General features: G+C 69.6%; 18 protein-coding genes and 1 pseudogene. 9 read left to right on the top strand and 10 right to left on the bottom strand.

Annotated features, from left to right (window positions below; all coding sequences use genetic code 11):
* Window positions 1-185: 185 nt before the first annotated feature.
* Window positions 186-2,267: an FAD-dependent oxidoreductase gene (locus ACI7BZ_RS18435; RefSeq protein WP_414118593.1), complete on the top strand. Its 2,082-nt coding sequence runs from the start codon at window positions 186-188 to the stop codon at window positions 2,265-2,267.
* 77 nt (window positions 2,268-2,344) lie between these two features.
* On the opposite strand, the gene ACI7BZ_RS18430 is transcribed toward ACI7BZ_RS18435, so the two are convergent.
* Together ACI7BZ_RS18430 and ACI7BZ_RS18425 are read right to left on the bottom strand one after the other, a co-directional pair.
* The gene (locus ACI7BZ_RS18430) at window positions 2,345-3,538 is read right to left on the bottom strand and encodes an acetyl-CoA acetyltransferase (protein ID WP_414118592.1); all 1,194 of its coding nucleotides are present in this window, start codon (window positions 3,536-3,538) and stop codon (window positions 2,345-2,347) included.
* A gap of 17 nt (window positions 3,539-3,555) precedes the next feature.
* A complete protein-coding gene (locus ACI7BZ_RS18425; protein WP_414118591.1) occupies window positions 3,556-5,001 on the bottom strand; it encodes an OB-fold domain-containing protein in 1,446 nt (481 codons plus the stop codon).
* Between the two features lie 168 nt (window positions 5,002-5,169).
* On the opposite strand from ACI7BZ_RS18425, the gene ACI7BZ_RS18420 reads away from it, so the two are divergent.
* The gene (locus tag ACI7BZ_RS18420; RefSeq protein ID WP_414118590.1) at window positions 5,170-6,390 is read left to right on the top strand and encodes an NAD(P)/FAD-dependent oxidoreductase; all 1,221 of its coding nucleotides are present in this window, start codon (window positions 5,170-5,172) and stop codon (window positions 6,388-6,390) included.
* Between the two features lie 12 nt (window positions 6,391-6,402).
* On the opposite strand, the gene ACI7BZ_RS18415 is transcribed toward ACI7BZ_RS18420, so the two are convergent.
* Window positions 6,403-7,062, bottom strand: coding sequence for a TetR/AcrR family transcriptional regulator (locus ACI7BZ_RS18415; RefSeq protein ID WP_414118589.1), 660 nt, complete (start codon window positions 7,060-7,062; stop codon window positions 6,403-6,405).
* A gap of 250 nt (window positions 7,063-7,312) precedes the next feature.
* Here ACI7BZ_RS18415 and ACI7BZ_RS18410 point away from each other — a divergent pair, with 250 nt between their 5' ends.
* Together ACI7BZ_RS18410 and ACI7BZ_RS18405 are read left to right on the top strand one after the other, a co-directional pair.
* Entirely contained in the window at window positions 7,313-8,638 is a 1,326-nt protein-coding gene (locus tag ACI7BZ_RS18410; protein ID WP_414118588.1) for a phenylacetate--CoA ligase family protein, read from the top strand.
* A 207-nt stretch (window positions 8,639-8,845) separates the two neighbouring features.
* Window positions 8,846-9,751: an alpha/beta hydrolase gene (locus tag ACI7BZ_RS18405; RefSeq protein ID WP_414118587.1), complete on the top strand. Its 906-nt coding sequence runs from the start codon at window positions 8,846-8,848 to the stop codon at window positions 9,749-9,751.
* 160 nt (window positions 9,752-9,911) lie between these two features.
* Here the strand turns inward: ACI7BZ_RS18405 and ACI7BZ_RS18400 are convergent, their stop codons facing one another.
* From ACI7BZ_RS18400 to ACI7BZ_RS18375, 6 genes are all read right to left on the bottom strand, one after another.
* Window positions 9,912-11,042 carry a CaiB/BaiF CoA transferase family protein gene (locus tag ACI7BZ_RS18400; protein WP_414118586.1) on the bottom strand — a complete coding sequence of 377 codons (1,131 nt, stop codon included), beginning with the start codon at window positions 11,040-11,042 and terminating at the stop codon, window positions 9,912-9,914.
* Window positions 11,043-11,187: 145 nt separating this feature from the next.
* Window positions 11,188-11,508, bottom strand: coding sequence for a 2Fe-2S iron-sulfur cluster-binding protein (locus ACI7BZ_RS18395; RefSeq protein ID WP_414118585.1), 321 nt, complete (start codon window positions 11,506-11,508; stop codon window positions 11,188-11,190).
* Between the two features lie 49 nt (window positions 11,509-11,557).
* Window positions 11,558-12,316, bottom strand: coding sequence for an SDR family NAD(P)-dependent oxidoreductase (locus ACI7BZ_RS18390; protein ID WP_414118584.1), 759 nt, complete (start codon window positions 12,314-12,316; stop codon window positions 11,558-11,560).
* Complete coding sequence (locus ACI7BZ_RS18385) at window positions 12,313-13,152, bottom strand: enoyl-CoA hydratase/isomerase family protein (protein WP_414118583.1); 840 nt, start codon at window positions 13,150-13,152, stop codon at window positions 12,313-12,315. Before ACI7BZ_RS18385 ends, ACI7BZ_RS18390 begins: the two co-directional genes overlap by 4 nt.
* Before the next feature lie 8 nt (window positions 13,153-13,160).
* Window positions 13,161-13,694, bottom strand: a complete 534-nt coding sequence (locus ACI7BZ_RS18380) for an aromatic-ring-hydroxylating dioxygenase subunit beta (RefSeq protein ID WP_414118582.1) — start codon at window positions 13,692-13,694, stop codon at window positions 13,161-13,163.
* Entirely contained in the window at window positions 13,694-14,971 is a 1,278-nt protein-coding gene (locus tag ACI7BZ_RS18375; RefSeq protein ID WP_414118581.1) for an aromatic ring-hydroxylating oxygenase subunit alpha, read from the bottom strand. The genes ACI7BZ_RS18380 and ACI7BZ_RS18375 overlap by 1 nt, the downstream gene beginning before the upstream one ends.
* A 376-nt stretch (window positions 14,972-15,347) precedes the next feature.
* On the opposite strand from ACI7BZ_RS18375, the gene ACI7BZ_RS18370 reads away from it, so the two are divergent.
* The 5 genes and pseudogenes from ACI7BZ_RS18370 to ACI7BZ_RS18350 all read left to right on the top strand — a co-directional run bounded on the left by ACI7BZ_RS18370 (window position 15,348) and on the right by ACI7BZ_RS18350 (window position 20,013).
* Window positions 15,348-16,481, top strand: a complete 1,134-nt coding sequence (locus tag ACI7BZ_RS18370) for an ABC transporter substrate-binding protein (RefSeq protein WP_414118580.1) — start codon at window positions 15,348-15,350, stop codon at window positions 16,479-16,481.
* Window positions 16,482-16,712: 231 nt separating this feature from the next.
* Window positions 16,713-17,584 (top strand): annotated as a pseudogene (locus ACI7BZ_RS18365) (branched-chain amino acid ABC transporter permease).
* A gap of 2 nt (window positions 17,585-17,586) precedes the next feature.
* On the top strand, window positions 17,587-18,543 hold the full coding sequence (locus ACI7BZ_RS18360) for a branched-chain amino acid ABC transporter permease (RefSeq protein WP_414118579.1): 957 nt from the start codon (window positions 17,587-17,589) through the stop codon (window positions 18,541-18,543).
* Window positions 18,540-19,325, top strand: a complete 786-nt coding sequence (locus ACI7BZ_RS18355; protein WP_414118578.1) for an ABC transporter ATP-binding protein — start codon at window positions 18,540-18,542, stop codon at window positions 19,323-19,325. The genes ACI7BZ_RS18360 and ACI7BZ_RS18355 overlap by 4 nt, the downstream gene beginning before the upstream one ends.
* Complete coding sequence (locus ACI7BZ_RS18350; RefSeq protein ID WP_414118577.1) at window positions 19,312-20,013, top strand: ABC transporter ATP-binding protein; 702 nt, start codon at window positions 19,312-19,314, stop codon at window positions 20,011-20,013. Before ACI7BZ_RS18355 ends, ACI7BZ_RS18350 begins: the two co-directional genes overlap by 14 nt.
* A gap of 56 nt (window positions 20,014-20,069) precedes the next feature.
* Here ACI7BZ_RS18350 and ACI7BZ_RS18345 read toward each other — a convergent pair whose 3' ends face one another.
* Entirely contained in the window at window positions 20,070-20,972 is a 903-nt protein-coding gene (locus ACI7BZ_RS18345) for a LysR family transcriptional regulator (RefSeq protein WP_414118576.1), read from the bottom strand.
* Between the last annotated feature and the right edge of the window lie 2 nt (window positions 20,973-20,974).

The raw sequence follows: 20,974 nt of genomic DNA, 5'->3' as shown, positions 1-20,974 counted from the left end.
CCGACTGCCGCCGGGCAACCGTAGCTGGGCACTTGCTGAAGGGTCCGGCACCGTCGCCCCCTCCCGATCTACCGGAGAAGATCATGGCGCACGCCTTCATCTGCGACCTTGTGCGGGCGCCCCGCGCCGCGGTCGGCGGCCTGTGTCGTCCGGGCATTGGCGCCCGCATCAAGGGGGCCTGAGCCATGGATGCCGTGACTTCTCCCGTCCGTATTGCGCGGCATGGCGTGGTGGCAGTGGTCGCCATCGACCATCCGCCGGTGAACGCGCTGTCGAGGGCCGTGCGGCAGGGCCTGCTCGATGCAATGGCGACACTGGAGGCCGACCCCGCCGTCGCCGCCATCGTCCTCAGCGGCGGGCCGGGGCGCTTCATTGCCGGGGCCGACATTCGCGAAATGGCGCTGCCGCCGAGCGAACCCATCCTGCCGGAGGTGGTGGCGGCCATCGATTCCTGCACCAAGCCGGTGGTCGCGGCCATCGACGGGGCGGCGCTGGGTGGTGGCTGCGAGGTGGCGCTGGCCTGCGATTTCAGGCTCGGCGGGCCGAAGGCGCTGGTGGGCCTCACCGAGACGCGGCTCGGCATCATTCCCGGCGCGGGCGGCACCCAGCGGATGGCCCGCCTGGTGGGGGTGGCGCAGGCCATCTCCCTCGTCTGCGAGGGCCGGGTGGTGAAGGCGCAGGACGCCCTGGCCCTCGGCCTGCTGGACGCCGTGGTGGAGGGCGATCTCCTCGCCGCCGCCATCGCCCGCGCGCCGAAGGAGGGCAAGCGCCGCCTGTCCGCGTGCCCCGTGCCCGACGGTGACGCCACGGCAGAGGCGGCCGCGGTCACCCGCGCGCTGAAGGGGGCGAAGGGGGCGCCGGCCATCGCCTCGGCCATCCGCGTGATCACGGGCACGCGGAACGGCGACTTCGCCGCCGGCCTCGCCGCCGAGCGTGCCGCATTTCTCGTCCTGCGCGAGAGCGCCGAGGCCAACGCCCTGCGCCACCTGTTCTTCGCCGAGCGGAAGGCGGGCAAGGTGCCGGGGCTGGAGGGGGTGGCGGCGCGGCCGATCACCAGCGCGGCCGTCATCGGCGCCGGCACCATGGGCGCCGGCATCGCCGTGGCTCTTGCCGATGCCGGCCTCAGGGTGACCCTGGTGGAGCGGGACGCGGAAGCGGCCGAAGCCGGCCTTGGCCGCGTGCGCGCCATCTATGAGCGGCAGGTGACGGGCGGGCGGCTCACACCGGCCGAAGGCGACGCGCGCCTTGCCCGCGTCACCCCCACCGACGACTGGGGGTTCATCGCCGGCGTCGATCTGGTGGTGGAGGCCGCCTTCGAGGATCTGGCGGTGAAGACCGACATCTTCCGCCGTCTCGATGCCATCGCCCGGCCCGGCGCGGTGCTGGCCACCAACACCTCCTATCTCGACCTCGACGCCATCGCCGCCGCCACCAACCGGCCGCATGATGTGGTGGGCCTGCATTTCTTCGCCCCGGCCAATGTGATGAAGCTGCTGGAGGTGGTGCGGGCGCAGGCCACGGCGCCGGACGTGCTCGCCACCGCGCTCGCGCTGGGCAGGAAGATGGGCAAGCAGCCCATCGTCGCCGGCAATTGCGACGGTTTCATCGGCAACCGCATTTATGCGGTCTATCGCCGCCACGCCGAATATCTGGTGGCGGACGGGGCGAGCCCGCTGGAGGTGGATGCGGCGCTGCAGGCCTACGGCTTCGCCATGGGCATCTTCGCGGTGTCCGACATGTCCGGGCTGGACATCGCCTACGCCATGCGCAAGCGCCGGACGGCCACGCGCGATCCCCGGGAGCGATATGTCGCCATCGCCGACCGGCTGGTGGAGCTGGGCCGGCTCGGCCGCAAGTCCTCCGCCGGCTGGTATGCCTATGATGCGGCAGGCAAGGCCGCCGCCGATCCGCTGGTGGAGGAGGTGATCGCCGCCGCCCGCACGCAGAAGGGCATCCGCCCGCGCGCCTTCACGGCGCAGGAGATCCAGCGCCGGCTGCTGGCCGTGATGGCCAACGCGGGGGCGAAGGTGCTGGCCGAGGGCATTGCGCTCAGGGCGTCCGACATCGACCTCGCCTTCGTCAATGGCTACGGCTTCCCGCGCCTGAAGGGCGGCCCCATGTTCGCCGCGGGGGAAATGGGCCTGCCGGAGATTCTGAAGGAAGTGGAAGCGGCCCACGCGGCCGGCGGCGCCGGGGACGAGCCCGCGGAACTGCTGGTCCGGCTTGTCCGGTCCGGCCACACCTTCGCCGATTGGCGCAAGGCCTGAGACCCCTCAAGACGGAAAAGACCCCGCCGCCGGCAGGTGCCGGACGGCGGGGCAGTCTTCGGGCCGCCACGGTCGGGTCAGGCGGCACCGACAATGGTGACGGAGCACACGTTCTGGGCCGGTGCACCGCCCAGATTGTGGGTGAGGGCGAGGCTGGGGTTGGCAAGCTGGCGCTCGCCCGCCTGGCCGGTCAGCTGCAGCCAGCATTCGTAGAGCATGCGCAGGCCGGAGGCCCCCACCGGGTGGCCGAAGCATTTCAGCCCGCCATCCACCTGGCAGGGCAGGGTGCCGTCGGCATCGAACGCGCCGTCCAGCATTCGTTTCCAGGCGGTGCCCTCGTCGGCAAGGCCGATGTCTTCCAGCGTCACCAGCTCGGTGATGGAGAAGCAGTCGTGCAACTCGGTGAAGCTCAGCTCGGCGCGGGGATCGCTGATCCCCGCCTCGGCATAGGCGCGCCGCGCGGCGATGCGGGCGGTGTGGACGTAAGCGCCGTTCCACCCGCTCTGCTGCACCTCCCAGCCGTTGGAGGCGACGAGCTGGATGGCCTTCACCAGCACCGGCGCCTTGCCGAGGCTGCGGGCGATCTCGGGTGTGGTGACGATGGCGCAGGCGGCGCCGTCGGACACCGGGCAGCAGTCGAACAGGCCCAGCGGATCGGCCACCATGGGGGCGTTGAGCGCCTGCGCGACGGTGATGGCCTTGCGCAGGTGGGCGTTCCTGTTTCTCACCGCATTGGCGTGGCTCTTCATGGAGGTGTGCCCCATGGCCCGCTTCAGGTCGTCATATGAAACATTGTGCCGCGCGCCATAGGCGCGGGCGAGCTGGGCGAAGTTGCCCGGATTGGTGTGGGTGGGCAGGTACATGGGCGCAAAGGTGCCGCGCGAGGCCGGCGGCAGGCCGGCAAAGCCGGTGTCCTTCAGCTTCTCGACCCCCACCGCCAGCGCGATGTCCACCGCCCCGGAGGCCACGGCATAGACCGCGCCCCGGAACGCCTCGGTGCCGCCGGCGCAGAAATTCTCCACGCGGGTGACGCCGATGGCCGGCAGGCGCAGGGCCTGGGCCAGGGGGGTGCCGGCCTTGCCGGCGCCAATGTCGTCATAATGGGAGGAATACCAGGCCGCCTCGATCTGGTCGGGGGCGATGCCGGCATGGCCCAGCGCCTCCAGATAGGCCTCGGCCATCAGTTCTTCCTGGCCCACGTCCCACCGCTCGCCGAAGCGCGAGCAGCCCATGGCGAGAATGGCGACCCTGTCCTTGATTCCCCTGGCCATCGTGCAGCGCCTTTCTCTCAAGCGGCGGCCGGCGGCGCGTCTGCCGCCACGGCCTTCCAGAAGTAGCGGCGGTAGCCGGTGCGCTCATCCATATCCTTGATGCGGAAGACGAAACGCACCGCATCCCCGGGCGCGAGGCGCGCCGCCTCGGGGTCGGTGAAATCCATCATCAGGCGGGCGCCGCCGGGGATGTCCACGAGCCCGTAGCAATTGGGCGGGCTGCGGGAGAAGGCGAGCCGGTCGGCGGTGGCGGTGGCGACCGTGCCGCCGAGGTCCGCCAGCGGCCACGGCTCCTGCGGGGCGGTGTGAAGGCCGGCCTCCGCCACGGCGAGCCGCGAGGCGGGGAACTGCACCTGCCCGGTTTGCGGGCTTCTGCCGCCGACGAAGCCCAGCAGCGCCCCGGCATTGCGATAGGCGGTAGTGAGCGCCTCGTTCACCGGCAGACGGCCGCGCAGGCCGCGTTCCCATGCCAGCTGGCCGCGGAAGATGGGGAGCTTCAGGTATTGGGTTTCGGCCACACCGGCCGCGATGGCCGCCGTGGCGTGGGGGGCGACGCCGGCGATGGCGTCGGTGGCTTCCAGCACCAGCGCGGTGGCGCCCTGGCCGAACTGGGCCACCACCACGCGTTCGCCGGGCCGCATCTCCTCCATGGCGCAGGCGAGCATCACCAGCGCATGGGCGGCACCGGTATCGCCACAGGTGGTGTCGAGGCTGGCGGCGAGGCACGCCTGGCCGAGGCCGGCGGCCTGCGCGACCGCCTTGGCGGCGCCGGGAATGACGCAGGGCAGCACGAAATGCCGGATGTCGCCGGCCGCAAGGTCCGCCTTCGCGAGGGCTGCGGCGATGGCGCGGGGCACCAGATCAAGCAGGCCTTCCTCGCGTACCCAGCGTTCTTCCCAATCGGTGGCGTGGGGGCGGTCCGGGGCGCGATAGCGCTCGATGAAGGGAGCGGAAAGGCTGGCGCCGCCGCGATAGGCCAGCACCTGCGGCCCGCCGCCCACCAGGGCCGCCGCGGCGCCGTCGCCATAGCGCAATTCGGCCAGCGAACCGGCGGTGCTCACCGGCATGTCGGCCGCCACCACCAGCGCCGGGCCCGCGCCCTCCAGCGCCGCCTGCAGGGCGAGGAGGCCGCTGCGCAGGGTGCCGCAGGTGTCCTGCGCCAGCGTCTGCTCCGGCAGGCGCAGCGCGGCGTGGAGCAGGCTCGCCTGCTGCGGCTCGGCGAAGACCGGGGTGGTGGTGGCGAAGGAGAGGGCGCGCACGGTGTCGCGTGCGTCCGGGGCCGCGGCAAGGCAGGCACGGGCGGCGGCCACGCCCATGGTCACCGGGTCCTCGTCCCAGAAGGCGAGGGTGCGCGCCCCGCGCACGTCGGAGCGGGGCGAGAGCCAGTCCATGGCAGCCGCCATGCCGGCCCGCTGAAGGCGCAGCCGCGGCAGATGGATTGCGATCGCTGTGATGCCCGTCACGCTGGTCTCCTCGCCCATCCGGTGAGATTGCCGCGGCTGGCCGGGAAAGCGCCTTCGCCCAACGCGCCGCCGTCGGGGCAGACGCCGCGCGGAGAATGCGATTGCCACCCGCGTTTCGGCAATATAATAGTCAGATCGATCGGTCAATAAATAATAGCAGAGGGCGCCATGGAGCGAGAGCATATTGTCGTGGTCGGTGCCGGGCAGGCTGCCGCTTCCCTCGCCATGAGGTTGCGCAACGGCGGATATTCAGGTCCGTTGACGCTTGTGGGAGACGAGCCGCACCCGCCCTACCAGCGTCCGCCGCTCTCCAAGCTCTATCTTAAGAGAGAATGGACGGTTGATCGTCTTTATCTGCGTCCGGTGGAATTCTGGGCCGGCCTCGGCGTGGCGCTGGTCACCGGCCGGACCGTCACCGCCATTGATCCGGCGGCGCGCACGCTGCAGCTGGATGGCGGCGCGATGGCCTGGAGCAAGCTGGCGCTGGCCACCGGCACGCGTCCCCGCCCCCTGCCGCCGGAATTCGCCAGGCTGGACGGCGTGTTCGAGCTGCGCGGGCTCGCCGATGCCGACCGCCTGCAGGGGGAAATCCGCCCGGGCCGGCGCCTGCTGGTGCTGGGTGGCGGCTATGTGGGGCTGGAGACCGCAGCGGTGGCGGTGAAGGCCGGCCTCTCGGTCACCGTGGTGGAGCGGGCGTCGCGCATCCTGGAGCGCGTGGCGTGTGCCGAGACCTCAGATCTTATCCGCGCGCTGCACGCGGGGCACGGCGTGCGCGTTCTGGAAGGGCGCAGCGTGGCGCAGGTGGAGGCGCAGGACGGCGCCGTCGCCGCGGTGACGCTGGATGATGGCTCGCACATTGCCGTGGACGCGGTGCTGGTGGGCATCGGCGTGCTGCCGCGGGATGAGCTGGCCCGCGCCGCCGGCATCGCCTGCGACAACGGCATCGTGGTGGATGCCCATGGCCGCACCGGTGTGCCGGGCGTGTGGGCGGCCGGCGACTGCGCCGCCTTCCCTCTGGCCGGCATCTCCACCCGGCTGGAGAGCGTGCAGAATGCGGTGGACCAGGCGGAATGTGCCGCCGACGACATGCTCGGCCGCCCGCGCGCCTATGCGCCCGTGCCGTGGTTCTGGTCCGACCAATATGACGTGAAGCTGCAGATCGTCGGCCTCAACCGCGGCTATGACGCAGTGGTGCACCGCCGTTCGGGCCACGGCTATTCGCTCTGGTATTTCCGCGACGGCCGGATGATCGCGGTGGACGCCATCAATGATGCGCGCACCTACATGGCGGCGCGCAAGATGCTGGAGAGCGGCCTTGCCCTTTCCCATGCCGAGGTGTCCCGGGAGGGGTTCGACCCCGTCGCGCGGATGCGCCAGGCGGGGGCATGAGTCGCGGCGGCGTCAGTCCTTGGCCGCGGGGTTTTCGGCCCGCCCGTCCTGGCGGTCGGGGGGCTGGGCCCCGTTGCCGCCCACATGGGCATAGCCGTTCACGAACAGCTCCACCGTGCGGTCGGCCAGCGCGGTCGGCCCCACCGTGCCGTCGGCATGGTACCAAGTGTAGGTCCAGTTGATCATGCCGAAGAACAGCATGGTGTCCACGTGGGCCATCACCGAATCCTTGGCAAGGTCCGGCCGTAGCTGGAGCAATATGTCCCGCACATAGGCGATCAGCTCGCGCTGCTTGGCCACCAGGACCTTGCGCGTCTCCGGGGCGAGGAACTCGGCGCAGGTGAGCAGCGCCACGTGCTGGTCCCGTGAGACGGCATAGACGTCGAGGAACAGGCGGGTGAGCTGGCGGAAGCGCTCCTGCGGGTCCTGGTAGCCGTAGAGGGTGTGCCGGCACTTCATGAGGAGGGAGTCCACATGCGATGTCAGCATGTCGGAGAGGATCGCCTCCTTGGATGTGAAATAATGATAGAGGCGCGACTTGGAGCATTCGCACGCTTCGGCGATGTCGCCGATGGATGTGGCTGCATAGCCCCGCCGCGCGAATACCGATGCGGCGCGTTCGAGTATGGTATCGTGAATATTGTCATATTCGGCTGAGCGTGTTCTCGCCACGGCGTCATACCTGCAAGAATGTTCCGATCATTCGGTCTATAGGCGCGAAGGCCCCCGGTGCCAAGTCCGGGACCTCACTTAGGGAGCTGCTGCAGGAGTGTCATGCCACCAGCGGGGAGCTCGTCCGCCCCGGCCATTGATGGAGATCAAAATTGGCGTTTACATAGACCATTCGTTCGGTCTATTAATTTGCCCATGAAAGAGCAGCCACAAGAGCTGCCGCACCAACGGTCGGATGGGGAGGAGGCAGATGCAGCACCCAGAGGTGGAGTCGCTTGATCGCGACGGCATTTTGAATATCCAGAACGAGGGCCTCGCCCAGCTCGGCGCGCGGCTCGGGCAGTGCGACGCATGGCGGGCGCATTTCGCCGAAGCCGGCATGAAGCCGGAGGATCTCGCCTCCGCTGATGGCCTCGCCAACGCCCCCTTCATGGACAAGTCGCTGCTGCGCGACCTTTATCCCTTCCCCTTCCTCACCGTGCCCATGGAAAAGGTGGAGCGCTTCGTCGCCACTTCCGGCACCACCGGCCTGCCGGTGACCTTCGGCATGACGAAGGACGATTTGCACGGCCTTCTGCCCTACCAGATGGCGCGTCTGCTCACCGCCGCGGGCGTGCGCCCGGGCTTTCGCGCCTATCAGGGCTACGGCTACGGCCTGTGGATCGGCGGCCCGGCGCTGGATGCCGGCTTCTCCGCCGTGGGCTGCACCAACTTCCCCATCGGCCCCGGCCGCGGCGAGCTTGCCGCCCGCTGGCTGCGCGACCACGCTTATGATGTCGCCTCCATGTCGCCGCTCTGGCTGATGACGCTGGTGCAGGCGGCCAAGCACCAGGGCATCGACCCACGCACGGAATGGACGCTGAAGGTGGCCATCCTCGGCGGCCAGTCGGTGTCCGCGGAATTCCGCGCCCAGCTGGAAGCGGAGATGCCCGAGGGCTTCATGAGCCACAACATCTATGGAACAACGGAGGCGGGCGGGCCCATCCTCGCCATCTCCACGCCCTTTACCCACGCCGACGACGAACTGCAGCTCCTCAATGAGGATACGGTGATCGTCGAGATCCTGGACCCCAAGACCATGAAGCCGGTCTCCGACGGCGAGGTGGGCGAGATCGTCGTCACCACCTTGCGCAAGGAAGCCTCGCCGGTGGTGCGCTGGCGCACGCGCGACTTGGTGCGCCTTTCCCCGCGCCCCTACGACTGCCCCTCCGGCCGCCGCGGCATGCGCAAGATCGGGCGGATCATCGGACGCACCGACGACATGATCAAATTCAAGGGCGTCATCGTCTTCCCCTCGCAGATCGAGGACGTGATCGCCGGCATTCCCGGCCTCGCCAAGGAAGCCTGGCAGATCTACGTGGACAAGGAGGCCACCACCATCGGCAAGATGACCGTGGCGGTGGAATCCATCAATGGGGAGCAACGCCCCGGCGAGGCCTGTGCTGCCGACGTGCGCCGCGAGATCAAGGCGCGCCTGGGCATCAACGTGAACGTGGAGTGCCACCCGGAAGGCGAGCTGCCGCGCTACGAGGCCAAGGCCACGCGGGTGCTGCACCGCCCCGAAGCGGCCCACTGAGACGGTCTTTCCACCTGGAGCCGGCTCTGCCCCTGCGGGATCGCCTCGGCGTTTCGGCATGGGTAGCCACTCCGTCTCCATTCATCAGCGAGAGGGCGATTCACCCCTTATTTGGAGCCGCGGCGCGGCTCCCTATGCGGGGATCGCGCTCTCGCTGCGGGGCGGGCGGCGCGGTGTGCCGCCGGCCGCCGCGCGCCGGATGCCATCATGACCGAGCCCCTCCCCAGTCCTTCCGCCGACGCCGATGCCTTCGCCCGCGTGCGCGCCCGCATCGAGGCTGCGACCGCCGCCTGGGCGGCGGGCATGACGCTGGCCGAGATCCGCGCGAGCTTCGAGGCCTTCCTCGGTGCCGGTGCGCCGGATGAGGCATGCACGGCGCTGGTGGTCGCCGGCCTGCCCGCCTGCGCTTTCGATGCATCGGGCGGGGTGGCGGGGCGCACCTTGCTCTATTGCCACGGCGGCGGTTTCCAGATCGGCTCGGTGCGCTCCCATACGGGGCTGATGTCCCGCCTCGCGGCGGCGAGCGGGATGCGGGTGCTGGGCTTTGACTATCGCCTCGCCCCGGAGCACCGCTTTCCCGCGGCGCCCGACGATGCCTTCGCCGCCTACCGGGCGCTGGTGGCGGCGGGGGATGTGCCGCGCGCCCTCGTGGGGGATTCCGCGGGCGGCGCGCTGGCCCTGGGCACCGCCATGCGGGCGCGCGATGCCGGCCTGCCGCTGCCCAAGGCGCTGGTGCTGCTCTCGCCCTGGCTGGATCTCACCATGAGCGGGGACAGCTACGCCACGCTGGCGCAGAAGGACATCTTCTCCCGGCCCGAGCAGCTCAAGGCCATGGCCCGCACCTATCTGGGCCGCGACCGCGCGCCGTCCGATCCTGCCGCTTCGCCGGTGCTGGGAGACCTTGCCGGCCTGCCGCCCATCCTCGTGCATGCGGGGGGCCACGACATCACTCTCGATGACAGCCACCTCCTCGCCCGCAACGCCGCCGTGCAGGGCGGGCGGGTGGAGGTCGAGGTGTTCGCCGGGATGTGCCACCATTTCCAGGTGTTCGAGGAATTGCCCGAGGCGGCGGTTTCCCTCGGCCGCATCGGCACCTACCTGCGGGCGCTCTGACGCCGGAACACGCATCCTCCCGGCGTCCGGCCCCTTTCGGCGTCGCACCTGCCGGCCTCCCGTCACACCGGGGGCCGGCATTTTTATTCCGGGAGCCGGCACCGGTCCGCCTGCATCGATTTGATCGGATCAGGCTCTGTTCGGTAAGTTGGGGGGCGGCTCACCGCTCATATGGATCGACCCGCCCGGGGTCGAGGCCCCAGTCGGCGAGGATCTCGCGGCTGTGCGCGCCCGGCGCCGCGGCGCCATGGGCGACGGCGCAGGGGGTGGCGGAGAAGCGGGGGGCGGGGGCGGGCTGCACCACGCCATCCACTGTCACGAAGGCGCTGCGGATGGTGGCGTGCGGGTCGGCGGCCGCCTCGTCCCAGTCGAGGATGGGGGAGACGCAGGCATCGGTGCCGGCGAACAGGGCCGCCCAGTGGTCCCGCGGTTCGGTGAGGAAGATGGCGGCAAGGCGGCTGCGCAGCCGGCCCCACGCGGCGGGGTCGGCCCCATGGGTGAACGCGCCGGCATCAAGCCCGAGTTTCTGAAGGAGGATCTGGTGAAACTTGCGCTCCACCGGCGCCACCGCAAGGAATTTCCCGTCCGCGCAGGCATAGGTGCCGTAGAAATAGGCGCCGCCGTCGAGCAGGTTCGCCTGGCGTGCCGCGCTCCACAGGCCGCCGGCTCGGAAGCCCCAGAACATGGCGGCGAGCAGCGAGGCGCCGTCGGTCATGGCGGCGTCCACCACCTGGCCGGTGCCGGACGTCTTTGCGGCCAGTAGCGCCGCCACCATGCCGAACGCCAGCAGCATGCCGCCGCCGCCGAAATCGGCCACGAGGTTCAGCGGCACCGGGGGCGGCGCATCCGGCGGCCCCATGGCCGCAAGCGCGCCGGTGGCGCCCAGATAGTTGAGGTCGTGGCCGGCGGTCTCTGCCAGCGGGCCCTCCTGGCCCCAGCCGGTCATGCGGCCATAGACAAGGCGGGGATTGGCGGCGAGGCACAGCTGCGGCCCGAGGCCCAGGCGCTCCATCACCCCCGGGCGGAAGCCCTCCATGAGCCCGTCGGCGCGGGCGACGAGATCCAGCATCACCTTATGGTCGCGCTCCGCCCTCAGGTCGAGGGCGATGGACCTGCGCCCGCGCGCCAGCACGTCGAAACGGGTGTTCATGAGCGGAATTTCGGGCCTCTGGCCCTTCTGGTGCACGCGGATCACCTCGGCGCCCGCATCCGCCAGCATCATGGCGGCAAAGGGGGCTGGCCCGAGGCCGACCATCTCGACGATACGAAGTCCCGCAAGGGGGCCCGGCATGTGGCTCTCCGGCTGTGTGTCTGCCCGGCGGGCTCGCGCGCGCCGCGGTGTCGGGAACGGGGGTGTTGCGGCCTCGTCTTCGGCACCTGCGGCCGGGGGCGCGGCCGCGAGGGGCGAAAGGCGGGGCGCCGATGCGGGCGGGGGCTCAGCCCTGGCCGGCCGGCAGGTGCAGGGTGAGCCCGTCGAGGTCCGGGGCCACCTTGACCTGGCAGGAGAGGCGGGAGCTTTCGCGCACGTCCTCCGCGAATTCCAGCATGTCGCGTTCCATGCCGGCGGCCTCCCCCACCGCGCTGCACCAGGACGGGTCCACATGCACATGACAGGTGGCGCACGAGCAGGCGCCGCCACATTCGGCCACGATGCCGGGCACGTTGGCGCGGCGGGCGCATTCCATGACGCTGAGCCCGTCCAGCGCATCAATCTCGATGCGCTGGCTGTCGGGCGTGATGAAGACGATCCGGGTCATGGGGGCTCCCCTGCCATGTTGTTTCTTGCTGGAAGACGGCGTGTCGGGCTCAGGCGCCGCAGCCCATGCCGCCGGACACACCCAGAACCTCGCCAGTGACGAAGGAGGCGCCGTCGGACGCAAGAAAGGCCACCGCCGCGGCCACCTCCTGCGGCTCGCCGATGCGGCGCAGGAGGGTGAAGGCGGCCATGTCGGCGAGGATCTTCTCGCCCACCTCGGCCACCGCCCGCTCCACCATGGGGGTGCGGATGGGGCCGGGCGCCACGGCGTTGGCGGTGATGGCGTAGCGGGCATTCTCCCGGGCGATGGAGCGGGTGAAGCCGATGAGCCCGGCTTTCGCGGCGGCATAGACCGCGCCGCCTTTCGAGCCCAGCCGCCCCGCCTCCGACGCCACGTTCACCAGCCGGCCGTAGCGCGCCGCCTGCATGGCCGGCAGCGCCAGGCGGGTGAAGAGGAAGGCCGTCTCCAGGTTCACCGAGAGGAGGAAGCGCCAGTCCTGCGCCGTGGTGTCGGTGAAGAAGGCATGCTGGTCGGCGCCGATATTGTTGATGAGCACGTCGAACGGGCCGTGGGCGGCAAACAGCGCCTCGGCCGCCGCCGCATCGGTGCCGTCCATCTGCACGAAGGTGGCGCCGGTTTCGGCCGAAAGCGCCGCGCCCGCGGCCGCGTCGCGGTCGCAGAAGACCACCGCCATGCCGTTCGCGCCGAGCCGGCGGACGATGGCGGCGCCGATGCCGGCGCCGCCTCCGGTGACGAGCGCGCGGCGCGTCGTTTCGGGCCTGCGGCGCTTGGGAGCGAGCGTGCTCATCGGCCGGAGAAGACCGGCTTGCGCTTCTCGATCACCGCGGCGAGCCCCTCGCGGGAATCGGCGGTGAAGGACAGTTCGCAGACGGTGCGCGCCTCCTCCGGCAGGGCACGCTCCACATCCAGCGCGTTCCACAACAGGCGCTTGGTGGCGGCCATGGCCAGCGGCGCGCCGGAGGCATAGAGGCGCGCGGCCGTCCGGGCTTCGGCGGGAAGCGCGTCGTCTGGTACGCATTTGGTGATGAGGCCGATGGCCTGCGCCTCCTCGGCGCTCACAACGCGGTTGGAGAGCATGATCTCCGCCGCCCGGCGGAAGCCCACCAGATGCGGCAGGATCACCGAGGCGCCGGCATCCGGCGCCATGCCCACCCGCGTCGCGCCGGCCATGAACTTGGCGCCGGCGCCGGCGATCACGATGTCGGAGGCGCAGACGAGGCCGAGCCCGCCGCCGCCCGCCGCATAGCCGTGCACCTCGGTGACCACGATGACCTTGAGGCGGATGAGCGCCCCGATGGCCACCTGGAGATAGGCCGTCACCTCGCGCAGGAAGTCGCCGAGGGCCTCGCCCTTGGAGGCGAACTCGCGTACGTCGCCGCCGGCGCAGAAATTGGCGCCGGCGCCGCGCAGGTGCACCACCCGCACGTCGGGCGCGCGGTGCACCAGCATGATCGCCCGGTAGAGCGCCTGCATGAGCTCGATGTTCATGCCGTTGGCAGAGCCGGGGCGGTTGAGCGTGAGGGTGGCGATGCCCTCCGCATAATCGAGCAGGACCGGCCCTTCGGCGATCCAGCTCTCGGGGGCGGTGGTGGGGGCAGGGGCCTGGGACGTGCCGTGTGTCATGGGAGGCCTCAGGCCAGGAAGGACAGGGTGAAGATGGGCTTGTGATTGTTCACGAGCGTGATCTTCTTGCGCACCAAGCGGAACGCGCCGTCCACCATGCGCAGGCGATATTCGTTGCGCGCCGCCCACAGGGTGTCGCCGCGTAGATTGTCCTCGTAGATGAGGACGTTGGCGCGCGCGTCCACCTCGTTGCCGCGCACCGCGGCGATCTCGATGTTGGAGACCGCGCGGGCCAGCTCCGAGCGCGGCGTCTGGGTGTGGCGGCGGCCGGTCTTGAGCTGGCGGATGCGCACGCCGATGCGCGAGCGGTTGTCGTAGAGCACCGACATTTCCTTCTCGGGGTCGGTGTCGTCGCCATTGGCCGGAACCCAGTAGATGGCATCATCGGTCCACAGCGCTTCCCACCCGTCGTAATCGTGGGTGTCGGCGAGGCGGGCCTCCAGATAGAGGAACTGCGCCACCTGGTGGTGCAGGGCGGCTGGGTCCACCGCGGCGAGGTCGGGGGCGGACGCGGCGGTGAAGGTCTGGGCGAGGGCGGTCATCAGCGGGCCTCGGTCATCAGGTTGAGATAGTGGCGCCAGATGCCGCGCTGCGGCGTCTCGTCCGTGGAATGGGCGATGCGGAAGCCGTTCTCGTCCAGCCGCTCGCGGTGCAGGCCGCGGGAGAGCACCAGCCATTCGGGGTCGAGGATCTGCGCGCCGCGGTGGTTGCGCTCGTACATTTCGGTGTCGTCGGCGAGCAGCAGGCCGGCGGGGCCCACCGACCCCATGGTCTGCTGGCGCAGGCGCCGGTTGATGTCGGGCGCGCCCTTGAACTGCACGGCGGTGACGTGCTGGATGGTCTCGTCCACCGCCACCGGCTGCAGAACGAAGATCTGGATCTCGGCGATGAAGAGGTTCGGGAAGATCATGACGTGCGGCGACCCGTCGATCATGATCTGGCGGGCGCGCTCCTCGCCATAGGCGGCGTTCATGCTCTTCACGTACTCGGGCAGGCGCTCCGGCGTGGTGCCGAACCATTGCAGCGGCTTGTCATGCTTGCGCCATTCGGGGCGCAGGTCGAATTCCGTGTGGCCGTTGCCGTAGTCGCGGGTCAGCGCCGTCGAATCCGCGCCATAGAGGCTGCCGATGCCGGACGAGGTCACCTGGAAGACGGAGCCATGGACGAAGCCGGGGTGGTAGCCGTCGGTCTCGTTCTCCAGCATGAACTTCCAGTTGGCCTTGGTGCGGTGCTGCAGGAAGCCGGCGGTCAGCTCCAGTTCGCCGGTGGGCGAATTGTCGAGCAATTGGTCGAGGGCCGCCTTGGCGCCGCCGAGGTGCTCCTCCAGCGAGATGCCCTCGGCCGCCATGGAGCCGAAGACGAAGCCGCGATAGATGGCGATGCGCGGCACCTTGCCGAGGTTCAGCCCGGCCTTGCTCTGGCCCTCGTAGCCCTCCGGCAGGGCATAGCCCATCAGGTCGCCGGTGTTGGAGAAGGTCCAGGAGTGATAGGGGCAGGTGAAGCTGGTGCGGTTGCCCTTCTGGTAGGCGCACAGCTGGTTGCCGCGGTGGGGGCACTTGTTGAGCAGGAGGCGGACCTCGCCTTCCTTGTCGCGCACCATCAGCACCGGCATGGGTCCGATGGACTTGGTGACGTAATCGTTCTTGTTGGGAATCTCGCTGGTGTGACCCACATAGACCCAGGTCTTGTACCAGATCTTCTCCAGCTCTTCCTGGAAGATGGCCGGATCATAGTAAAGACGGCTGTTGATGCGTGCAGGCTCGATGAGCGCGCGGTAATCGCGGGACACGGTGGCGTGGGACACGGCGGCTTGCGGCATGGCGGCTCCACCCTTGCGGTTGCGTTGGATTTTGGAAAATTATTCGAACGATCGGTCTAAATATTTCTCCCTCTGCGCCCTCTGTCAAGCGCCCAGCGTGCGCCCAGCCGCGCAAATTTCCTTCGCGTCACTGCTGCAAGTCCCGCATCGTAGTAGGGTTATTGCGTTGCGTGGCCGACTGAATCCGCTTCGGTGACGTTACGTGCGCCGGCCGCAGATTTTGGTGGAATTGAGATTTGATCTGCATTAAAAAGAACGAACGATCTGACAAAAAAGATCGAAAGCGTGACGCCCCCCGCTTTCCATCCGCAGGCGCCCCGGCGATCCGCACGGGTTGGCAGCTCGGAAGCGTCACCGCCAAGCCTGGGGAGGACACATGAAGAGGATTGTGACGGGCGTGCTCGCGCTGGCCATGATGGCCACGGCCGCCAATGCCGAAATCAAGATCGGCGCCATCATTTCGGAAACCGGCCCCGCCTCCTCGCTCGGCGACCCGGAGGCCCGAACCATCCGCATGATGGTGGAGGAGCTGAACGCCAAGGGCGGCATCCGGGGCGAGAAGGCCAGGCTCGTGCTTTATGACGACGGCGGCGACCCCTCCAAGGCCAAGACCTTCGCCACCCGCCTGGTGGAGGATGACGGCGTGGTCGCCATGGTCGGCGGCACCACCACCGGCACCTCCATGGCGATTCTCGCCGTGGCCGAGGATGGCAAGGTGCCGTTCATCTCGCTGGCCGGCGCCCTCGAAATCATCGACCCGGTGAAGCCTTACGTCTTCAAGACCCCGCACACCGACCGCATGGCGTGCCTGAAGATCTACGAGGACATGAAGAGCCGGGGCCTCACCAGGGTCGGCCTCATCTCCGGCACCGACGGCTTCGGCGCCTCCATGCGCGCCCAGTGCCTGGCGGTGGCCAAGTCTTCGGGCATGGAGATCGTCGCCGACGAGACCTATGGCCCGAAGGATGCGGACATGACCCCGCAGCTCACCAACATCCGCAACAAGCCGGGCATCCAGGCCATCCTGAATTCCGGCTTCGGCCAGGGTCCGGCCACCATTACCCGCAACTATACCCAGCTCGGCATGACCCTTCCCCTGTATCAATCGCACGGGGTGGCCTCCAACGCCTTCATCGAGCTGGCCGGCGCCAAGAATGCCGAGGGCGTGCGCCTGCCCGGCACCGCGCTGCTGGTGGGCGAGCTGCTGGATCCGAAGGACCCGCAGAAGGCGGTGGTGCTGGCCTACAAGGCGAGCTTCGAGAAGGCGGCCGGCGCGCCGGTTTCTACCTTCGGCGGCTATGCCCACGACGCCATGCGCATTCTTGCCGAGGCGCTGGCCCGGGCGCCTTCCGCCAAGCCCGCAGCCATCCGCGATGCCATCGAGGCCACCACCGGCCTCGTGGGCACCACCGGAACCTACAATTATTCGAAGACCGACCATCTCGGCCTGGACCTGTCCGCCTTCCGCATCCTCGAAATCAGCAATGGCGGCTGGAAGCTGGTGAAGTAGCCCCGCGGCCCCGGACCTTCGCCAAACCGCGCCGCCCGCACCGGCCACCTGCGGGCGTCCGTCACGGGCGGCCGCGGGAGCGGCGGCAGACGCCAAGACAAGCCCGCCCCCTGCCGGCCCTGCTTCCGGCAGGCAAGGCGCGGCGCCCTTCCACACAGCCTGAGCAGGCATCGCCGCGGGATGTCCCAACCCCCGGCGCCGCCTCCAACCGCCCGCGGGGAGCGAGCGAACATGTCTGATCTCCTGCAGTTCCTGGCATCCGGAATGACGGTGGGCGCGGTCTATGCGCTCGTCGCCCTCGGCTTCACCATCATCTACAACGCCTCCGACGTGGTGAACTTCGCCCAGGGCGAGTTCGTGATGCTGGGCGGCATGATCTCGGTGGCGGGCGTCGCCGCCGGGCTGCCGCTGCCGCTGGCCGCGCTCATCGCCATCGTGGTGACGGCGGCCATCGGCGTGGCGCTGAACACTTTCGCCATCGAGCCGGCGCGCGGTGCCCCGGTGGTGTCGCTCATCATCATCACCATCGGCGCTTCCATCTTCATCCGGGGCGTCACCCAGATCGTGTTCGACAAGGGCACCCACCGCCTGCCGTCCTTCTCGGGCGACGAGCCGCTGCACGTCTTCGGCGCCACCGTGCTGCCGCAGAGCCTGTGGGTGGTGGCGGGTGCGGTGGCGATCTTCGTCGCCCTCTGGCTGTTCTTCACCCACACGCTCACCGGGCGGGGCGTGCTTGCCACCTCCAACAACCGGCTGGCGGCGCAACTCGTGGGCATCAACACGCGCTTCGTGATGACGCTCTCCTTCGCCCTGTCCGCCGGCATCGGCGCGCTGGCGGGGGTGCTCATCACCCCCATCCTGCCGACCAGCTTCGAGGTGGGCATCGCACTGGCGCTGAAGGGCTTTGCCGCCGCCATGCTGGGCGGCATGGGCAGCCCCAAGGGGGCGCTGGCGGGGGGCTGCTGCTCGGCCTCATGGAGGCGCTGACGGCCGGCTACATCTCCTCCCATTACAAGGATGCGGTGGCCTTCTTCGTCATTCTTGCCGTGCTGTTCGCCTTCCCGCGCGGGCTCTATGGCAGCAACATGACGGAGCGGGTGTGATCATGCGGCTATCACAGAAGCAGTCCACACTTCTGGTGCTGGCGGTGCTGATGATTGTCAGTCCGTTCTTCTTCCCATCCAACTATTATTACCGCGTCGGTTCGCTGGTGTTCGTCAACTCCATCGCGGTGGTGGGCATCGTCATACTGACCGGCTATGCTGGCCAGATCAGCCTCGGCCATGCCGGCTTCGTGGGCATCGGCGGCTATGCCTGCGCCCTGCTGCCGGTTCATCTCGGGGTGCCGCCGGCGCTGGCCGTGGTGCTGGGTGCCGCGCTCTCGGGCGGCATCGCCTTCCTGGTCGGCCGGCCCATCCTGCGGCTGAAGGGCTATTACCTCGCGGTGGCCAGCCTCGGCTTCGGCGTTCTGGTGGCCATGGTGCTCGCCAACGAGGGCTGGCTGACCGGCGGCCCGGACGGCATCAAGGTGCCCGATCCCGGCGTGCGGGCCTGGCTTGGCGCGCTGGGCATCGAGTTCACCAACCCGCAGTTCTGGTACGGCTTCACCGGCCTGTTCCTGCTCGTGGGGGCGTGGCTGGCGCTGAACCTGCACGACAGCCCCACCGGCCGCGCGCTCAGGGCGCTGCACGGCTCGGAGGTGGCGGCGCGCACGGCGGGGGTGGACGTGGCCCGGGCGAAGCTGAACGCCTTCGTCATCTCGGCGGTCTATGCCTCGGTTTCCGGCTCGCTGCTGGCGCTCCAGAACCGGCTGATCACCCCGGACGTGGCCGGTTACATGCACTCCATCGAGCTTGTGACCATGGCGGTGCTTGGCGGCGCCGGCTCGGTGCTTGGCGGCATCTTCGGCGCCGCCCTGCTCACCTTGCTGCCCCAGGTGCTCACCGTGCTGCAGGACTACGAGCATGTGGTCCTCGGCCTGGTGATGATGCTGGTGATGATCTTCCTGCCGGCGGGGCTCATCCCCAGCGCGCAGCGTTTTTTGCGGGGGAGGGGAGAATGAGCCTTCTAGAAGTCGAGGGCCTCGGCATCACCTTCGGCGGCGTGAAGGCGGTGCGCGACGTCTCCTTTGCCCTGGACGCGGGGAAGATCGTTTCCGTCATCGGCCCGAACGGGGCGGGCAAGACCACGCTGTTCAACATGATTTCCGGCGTCTATTTGCCGAAATCGGGCCAGGTGCGGCTCGACGGGGAGGAGGTGACCGGCCTGCGGCCGGACCTGCTGGCCACCCGCGGCATGTCGCGCACCTTCCAGAACCTCCAGATCTTCCACGAGATGAGTGTTCTGGAGAATGTCATCGTCGGCTTCCACCTGCACGAGCGCGGGCCGGTGCTCTGCGACATGCTCGGCCTGCCCGGCTCGCGCCGGCGCGCCCGGGCGGCGGCGGAGGGCGCGCATGTGCTCCTTGAGCGGGTGGGGCTGGAGCGGGCGGCGGAGCGCGAGGCCGGCGCCCTCTCCTATGGCGCGCTGAAGCGCCTGGAGATCGCCCGGGCGCTGGCGGCCCGCCCGCGGGTGCTGCTGCTGGACGAGCCGGCGGCCGGCTGCAACGCGGTGGAGACGGAGGAGATCGACCGCCTCATCTGCGAGGTGGCGCAAACCGGCATCGCCATCCTGCTGGTGGAGCATGACATGAAGCTGGTGATGCGCCTGTCCAGCACCATCGTGGTGCTGGACCACGGCGAGAAGATCGCCGAGGGCGATCCCGCCGCGGTGAGCCGCGACCCGAAGGTGATCGAGGCCTATCTGGGACCCGGCGCGAAGGAGGCGGTCCATGCTCGTGGTTGAGGGGCTGCGGTCGCGCTACGGCCGCATCGAGGTGCTGCACGGGGTGGACCTGTTCGTCGGCTCGGGCGAGATCGTCACGGTGGTGGGCGCCAACGGCGCGGGCAAGACCACGCTGCTGCGCTGCCTTTCCGGCGTGCAGCCGGTGTGCGGCGGCACCATCACCTTCCGGGGCGAGGCGCTGACCTTCGTTCCGGCCTATCGCCGCATCGCGCGCGGGCTGGCGCAATCGCCGGAGGGGCGGCAGATCTTCACCAACCTGAGCGTGGAGGAGAATTTGCGCCTCGGCGCCTTCATCTTCTCCGACGACCGGGTGGAGCGCGACATGGCCGACGCCTTCGCCATGTTCCCGATCCTGAAGGAGAAGCGCAACCAGCAGGCCGGCGGCCTCTCCGGCGGGCAGCAGCAGATGCTGGCCATCGCCCGCGCCCTGATGGGCCGGCCCGCCTGCCTCTTGCTGGACGAGCCCTCCATGGGCCTTGCCCCCATCCTGGTGGCGCAGATCTTCGAGGTGGTGAAGGCCCTGAAGGCGCTCGACGTGACGGTGCTGCTGGTGGAGCAGAATGCGTTCGGCGCACTCTGCGTGGCGGATCGCGGCTATGTCATGGAGACCGGCCGCGTCACCATCGGCGGCAGTGCCGGCGAACTGATCGCCGACCCGCGGGTGCGCGAGGCCTATCTGGGAATCTAGAGCACGCGCCGCGGGGACCCTCGCGTCGTCAAAGGACCTCCGCCGCCTTGCGCCGGTCAGCCGGCAAGGGCCCGCAGGGCCGTGGCGAGGTGCTCGGCGAACTGGGCGCCGGCGAGCGGCAGGCTGCGGTCCCGCAATTGGCCGAGGACCAGATCGGCCTGGCCGTGGTCGCGCTCGTCCAGCGGGCGCACCACGATGCCGGCGGGCATGGCCTGCGGCAGGGCGCCGATCTGGATCTGGAACGAGATCATGCCGCAATGGGCGACGAGCCCGCGCAGCAGCTCGAAGGAATTGGACTCCGCCGCCACCGACAGGCGCAGGCCCGAGCGGGCGATGGATTCCTCGATCAGCTGCCGCCCGCCGGTGGCGCGCTCCGGCAGGGCGAGGGGAAAGCCGGTGCAGTCGGCCAACCGCAGCTTGGTGCGGGCCGCCAGCGGATGGCTTGCCGGCAGCAGGGCGACGAGGCGCTGCGGCACCGTGGTCAGCGGGCGCAGGCGGCCGATGAAGGGCGCGCGAAACACCAGCACCAGATCCACCTCATAGCCCGCGAGCAGCGCAATGGCGCGCTCGTGGTCGGCCACCGCCACCTCGAAGCCCACCAGGGGATAGCGGGTGCGGAAGCGGTCGATCTGGCGCGGCAGGAAATCATGGGCGAGGGCCTGGCTGCACGCGATCTTCACCGTGCCGCGCTTGAGCCCGCGCAGATCCTCCAGTTGCTCGCGCATCCGCTCGGCATCGGCCAATTGCTCGCGGATGTAGCGCACGAACACTTCGCCCGCCGCGGTGAGCTGGACGCCGCGCGCCCGCCGCTCCAGCAGCTTGGCGTCCAGCTCCGCCTCGATGTCCATGATGCGCCGGTTGAGCGCGGACGGCGTGACATTGAGCTTTTGCGCCGCGCCGCGGATGGAGCGGCAGCGCGCCACTTCGTCGAGATAGCGAAGGAACCGGAGATGCCGCATGC

Origin of the sequence: Xanthobacter sp. AM11, from assembly GCF_047444035.1 — a bacterium.
Lineage (GTDB): Bacteria > Pseudomonadota > Alphaproteobacteria > Rhizobiales > Xanthobacteraceae > Xanthobacter.
The sequence above is the reverse complement of the archived record's forward strand: the minus strand, read 5'-3'. Positions and strand labels throughout refer to the sequence as shown.

Excerpts from the sequence above, each read along its gene's own strand:
- ACI7BZ_RS18370 (WP_414118580.1), top strand. The coding sequence starts at position 15,348 with ATGAAGAGGATTGTGACGGGCGTGCTCGCGCTGGCCATGATGGCCACG.
- ACI7BZ_RS18430 (WP_414118592.1), bottom strand. The coding sequence starts at position 3,538 with ATGGCCAGGGGAATCAAGGACAGGGTCGCCATTCTCGCCATGGGCTGC.
- ACI7BZ_RS18420 (WP_414118590.1), top strand. The coding sequence starts at position 5,170 with ATGGAGCGAGAGCATATTGTCGTGGTCGGTGCCGGGCAGGCTGCCGCT.
- ACI7BZ_RS18350 (WP_414118577.1), top strand. The coding sequence starts at position 19,312 with ATGCTCGTGGTTGAGGGGCTGCGGTCGCGCTACGGCCGCATCGAGGTG.
- ACI7BZ_RS18375 (WP_414118581.1), bottom strand. The coding sequence starts at position 14,971 with ATGCCGCAAGCCGCCGTGTCCCACGCCACCGTGTCCCGCGATTACCGC.
- ACI7BZ_RS18345 (WP_414118576.1), bottom strand. The coding sequence starts at position 20,972 with ATGCGGCATCTCCGGTTCCTTCGCTATCTCGACGAAGTGGCGCGCTGC.
- ACI7BZ_RS18390 (WP_414118584.1), bottom strand. The coding sequence starts at position 12,316 with ATGAGCACGCTCGCTCCCAAGCGCCGCAGGCCCGAAACGACGCGCCGC.
- ACI7BZ_RS18405 (WP_414118587.1), top strand. The coding sequence starts at position 8,846 with ATGACCGAGCCCCTCCCCAGTCCTTCCGCCGACGCCGATGCCTTCGCC.
- ACI7BZ_RS18400 (WP_414118586.1), bottom strand. The coding sequence starts at position 11,042 with ATGCCGGGCCCCCTTGCGGGACTTCGTATCGTCGAGATGGTCGGCCTC.
- ACI7BZ_RS18360 (WP_414118579.1), top strand. The coding sequence starts at position 17,587 with ATGCGGCTATCACAGAAGCAGTCCACACTTCTGGTGCTGGCGGTGCTG.
- ACI7BZ_RS18355 (WP_414118578.1), top strand. The coding sequence starts at position 18,540 with ATGAGCCTTCTAGAAGTCGAGGGCCTCGGCATCACCTTCGGCGGCGTG.
- ACI7BZ_RS18410 (WP_414118588.1), top strand. The coding sequence starts at position 7,313 with ATGCAGCACCCAGAGGTGGAGTCGCTTGATCGCGACGGCATTTTGAAT.
- ACI7BZ_RS18380 (WP_414118582.1), bottom strand. The coding sequence starts at position 13,694 with ATGACCGCCCTCGCCCAGACCTTCACCGCCGCGTCCGCCCCCGACCTC.
- ACI7BZ_RS18395 (WP_414118585.1), bottom strand. The coding sequence starts at position 11,508 with ATGACCCGGATCGTCTTCATCACGCCCGACAGCCAGCGCATCGAGATT.
- ACI7BZ_RS18385 (WP_414118583.1), bottom strand. The coding sequence starts at position 13,152 with ATGACACACGGCACGTCCCAGGCCCCTGCCCCCACCACCGCCCCCGAG.
- ACI7BZ_RS18435 (WP_414118593.1), top strand. The coding sequence starts at position 186 with ATGGATGCCGTGACTTCTCCCGTCCGTATTGCGCGGCATGGCGTGGTG.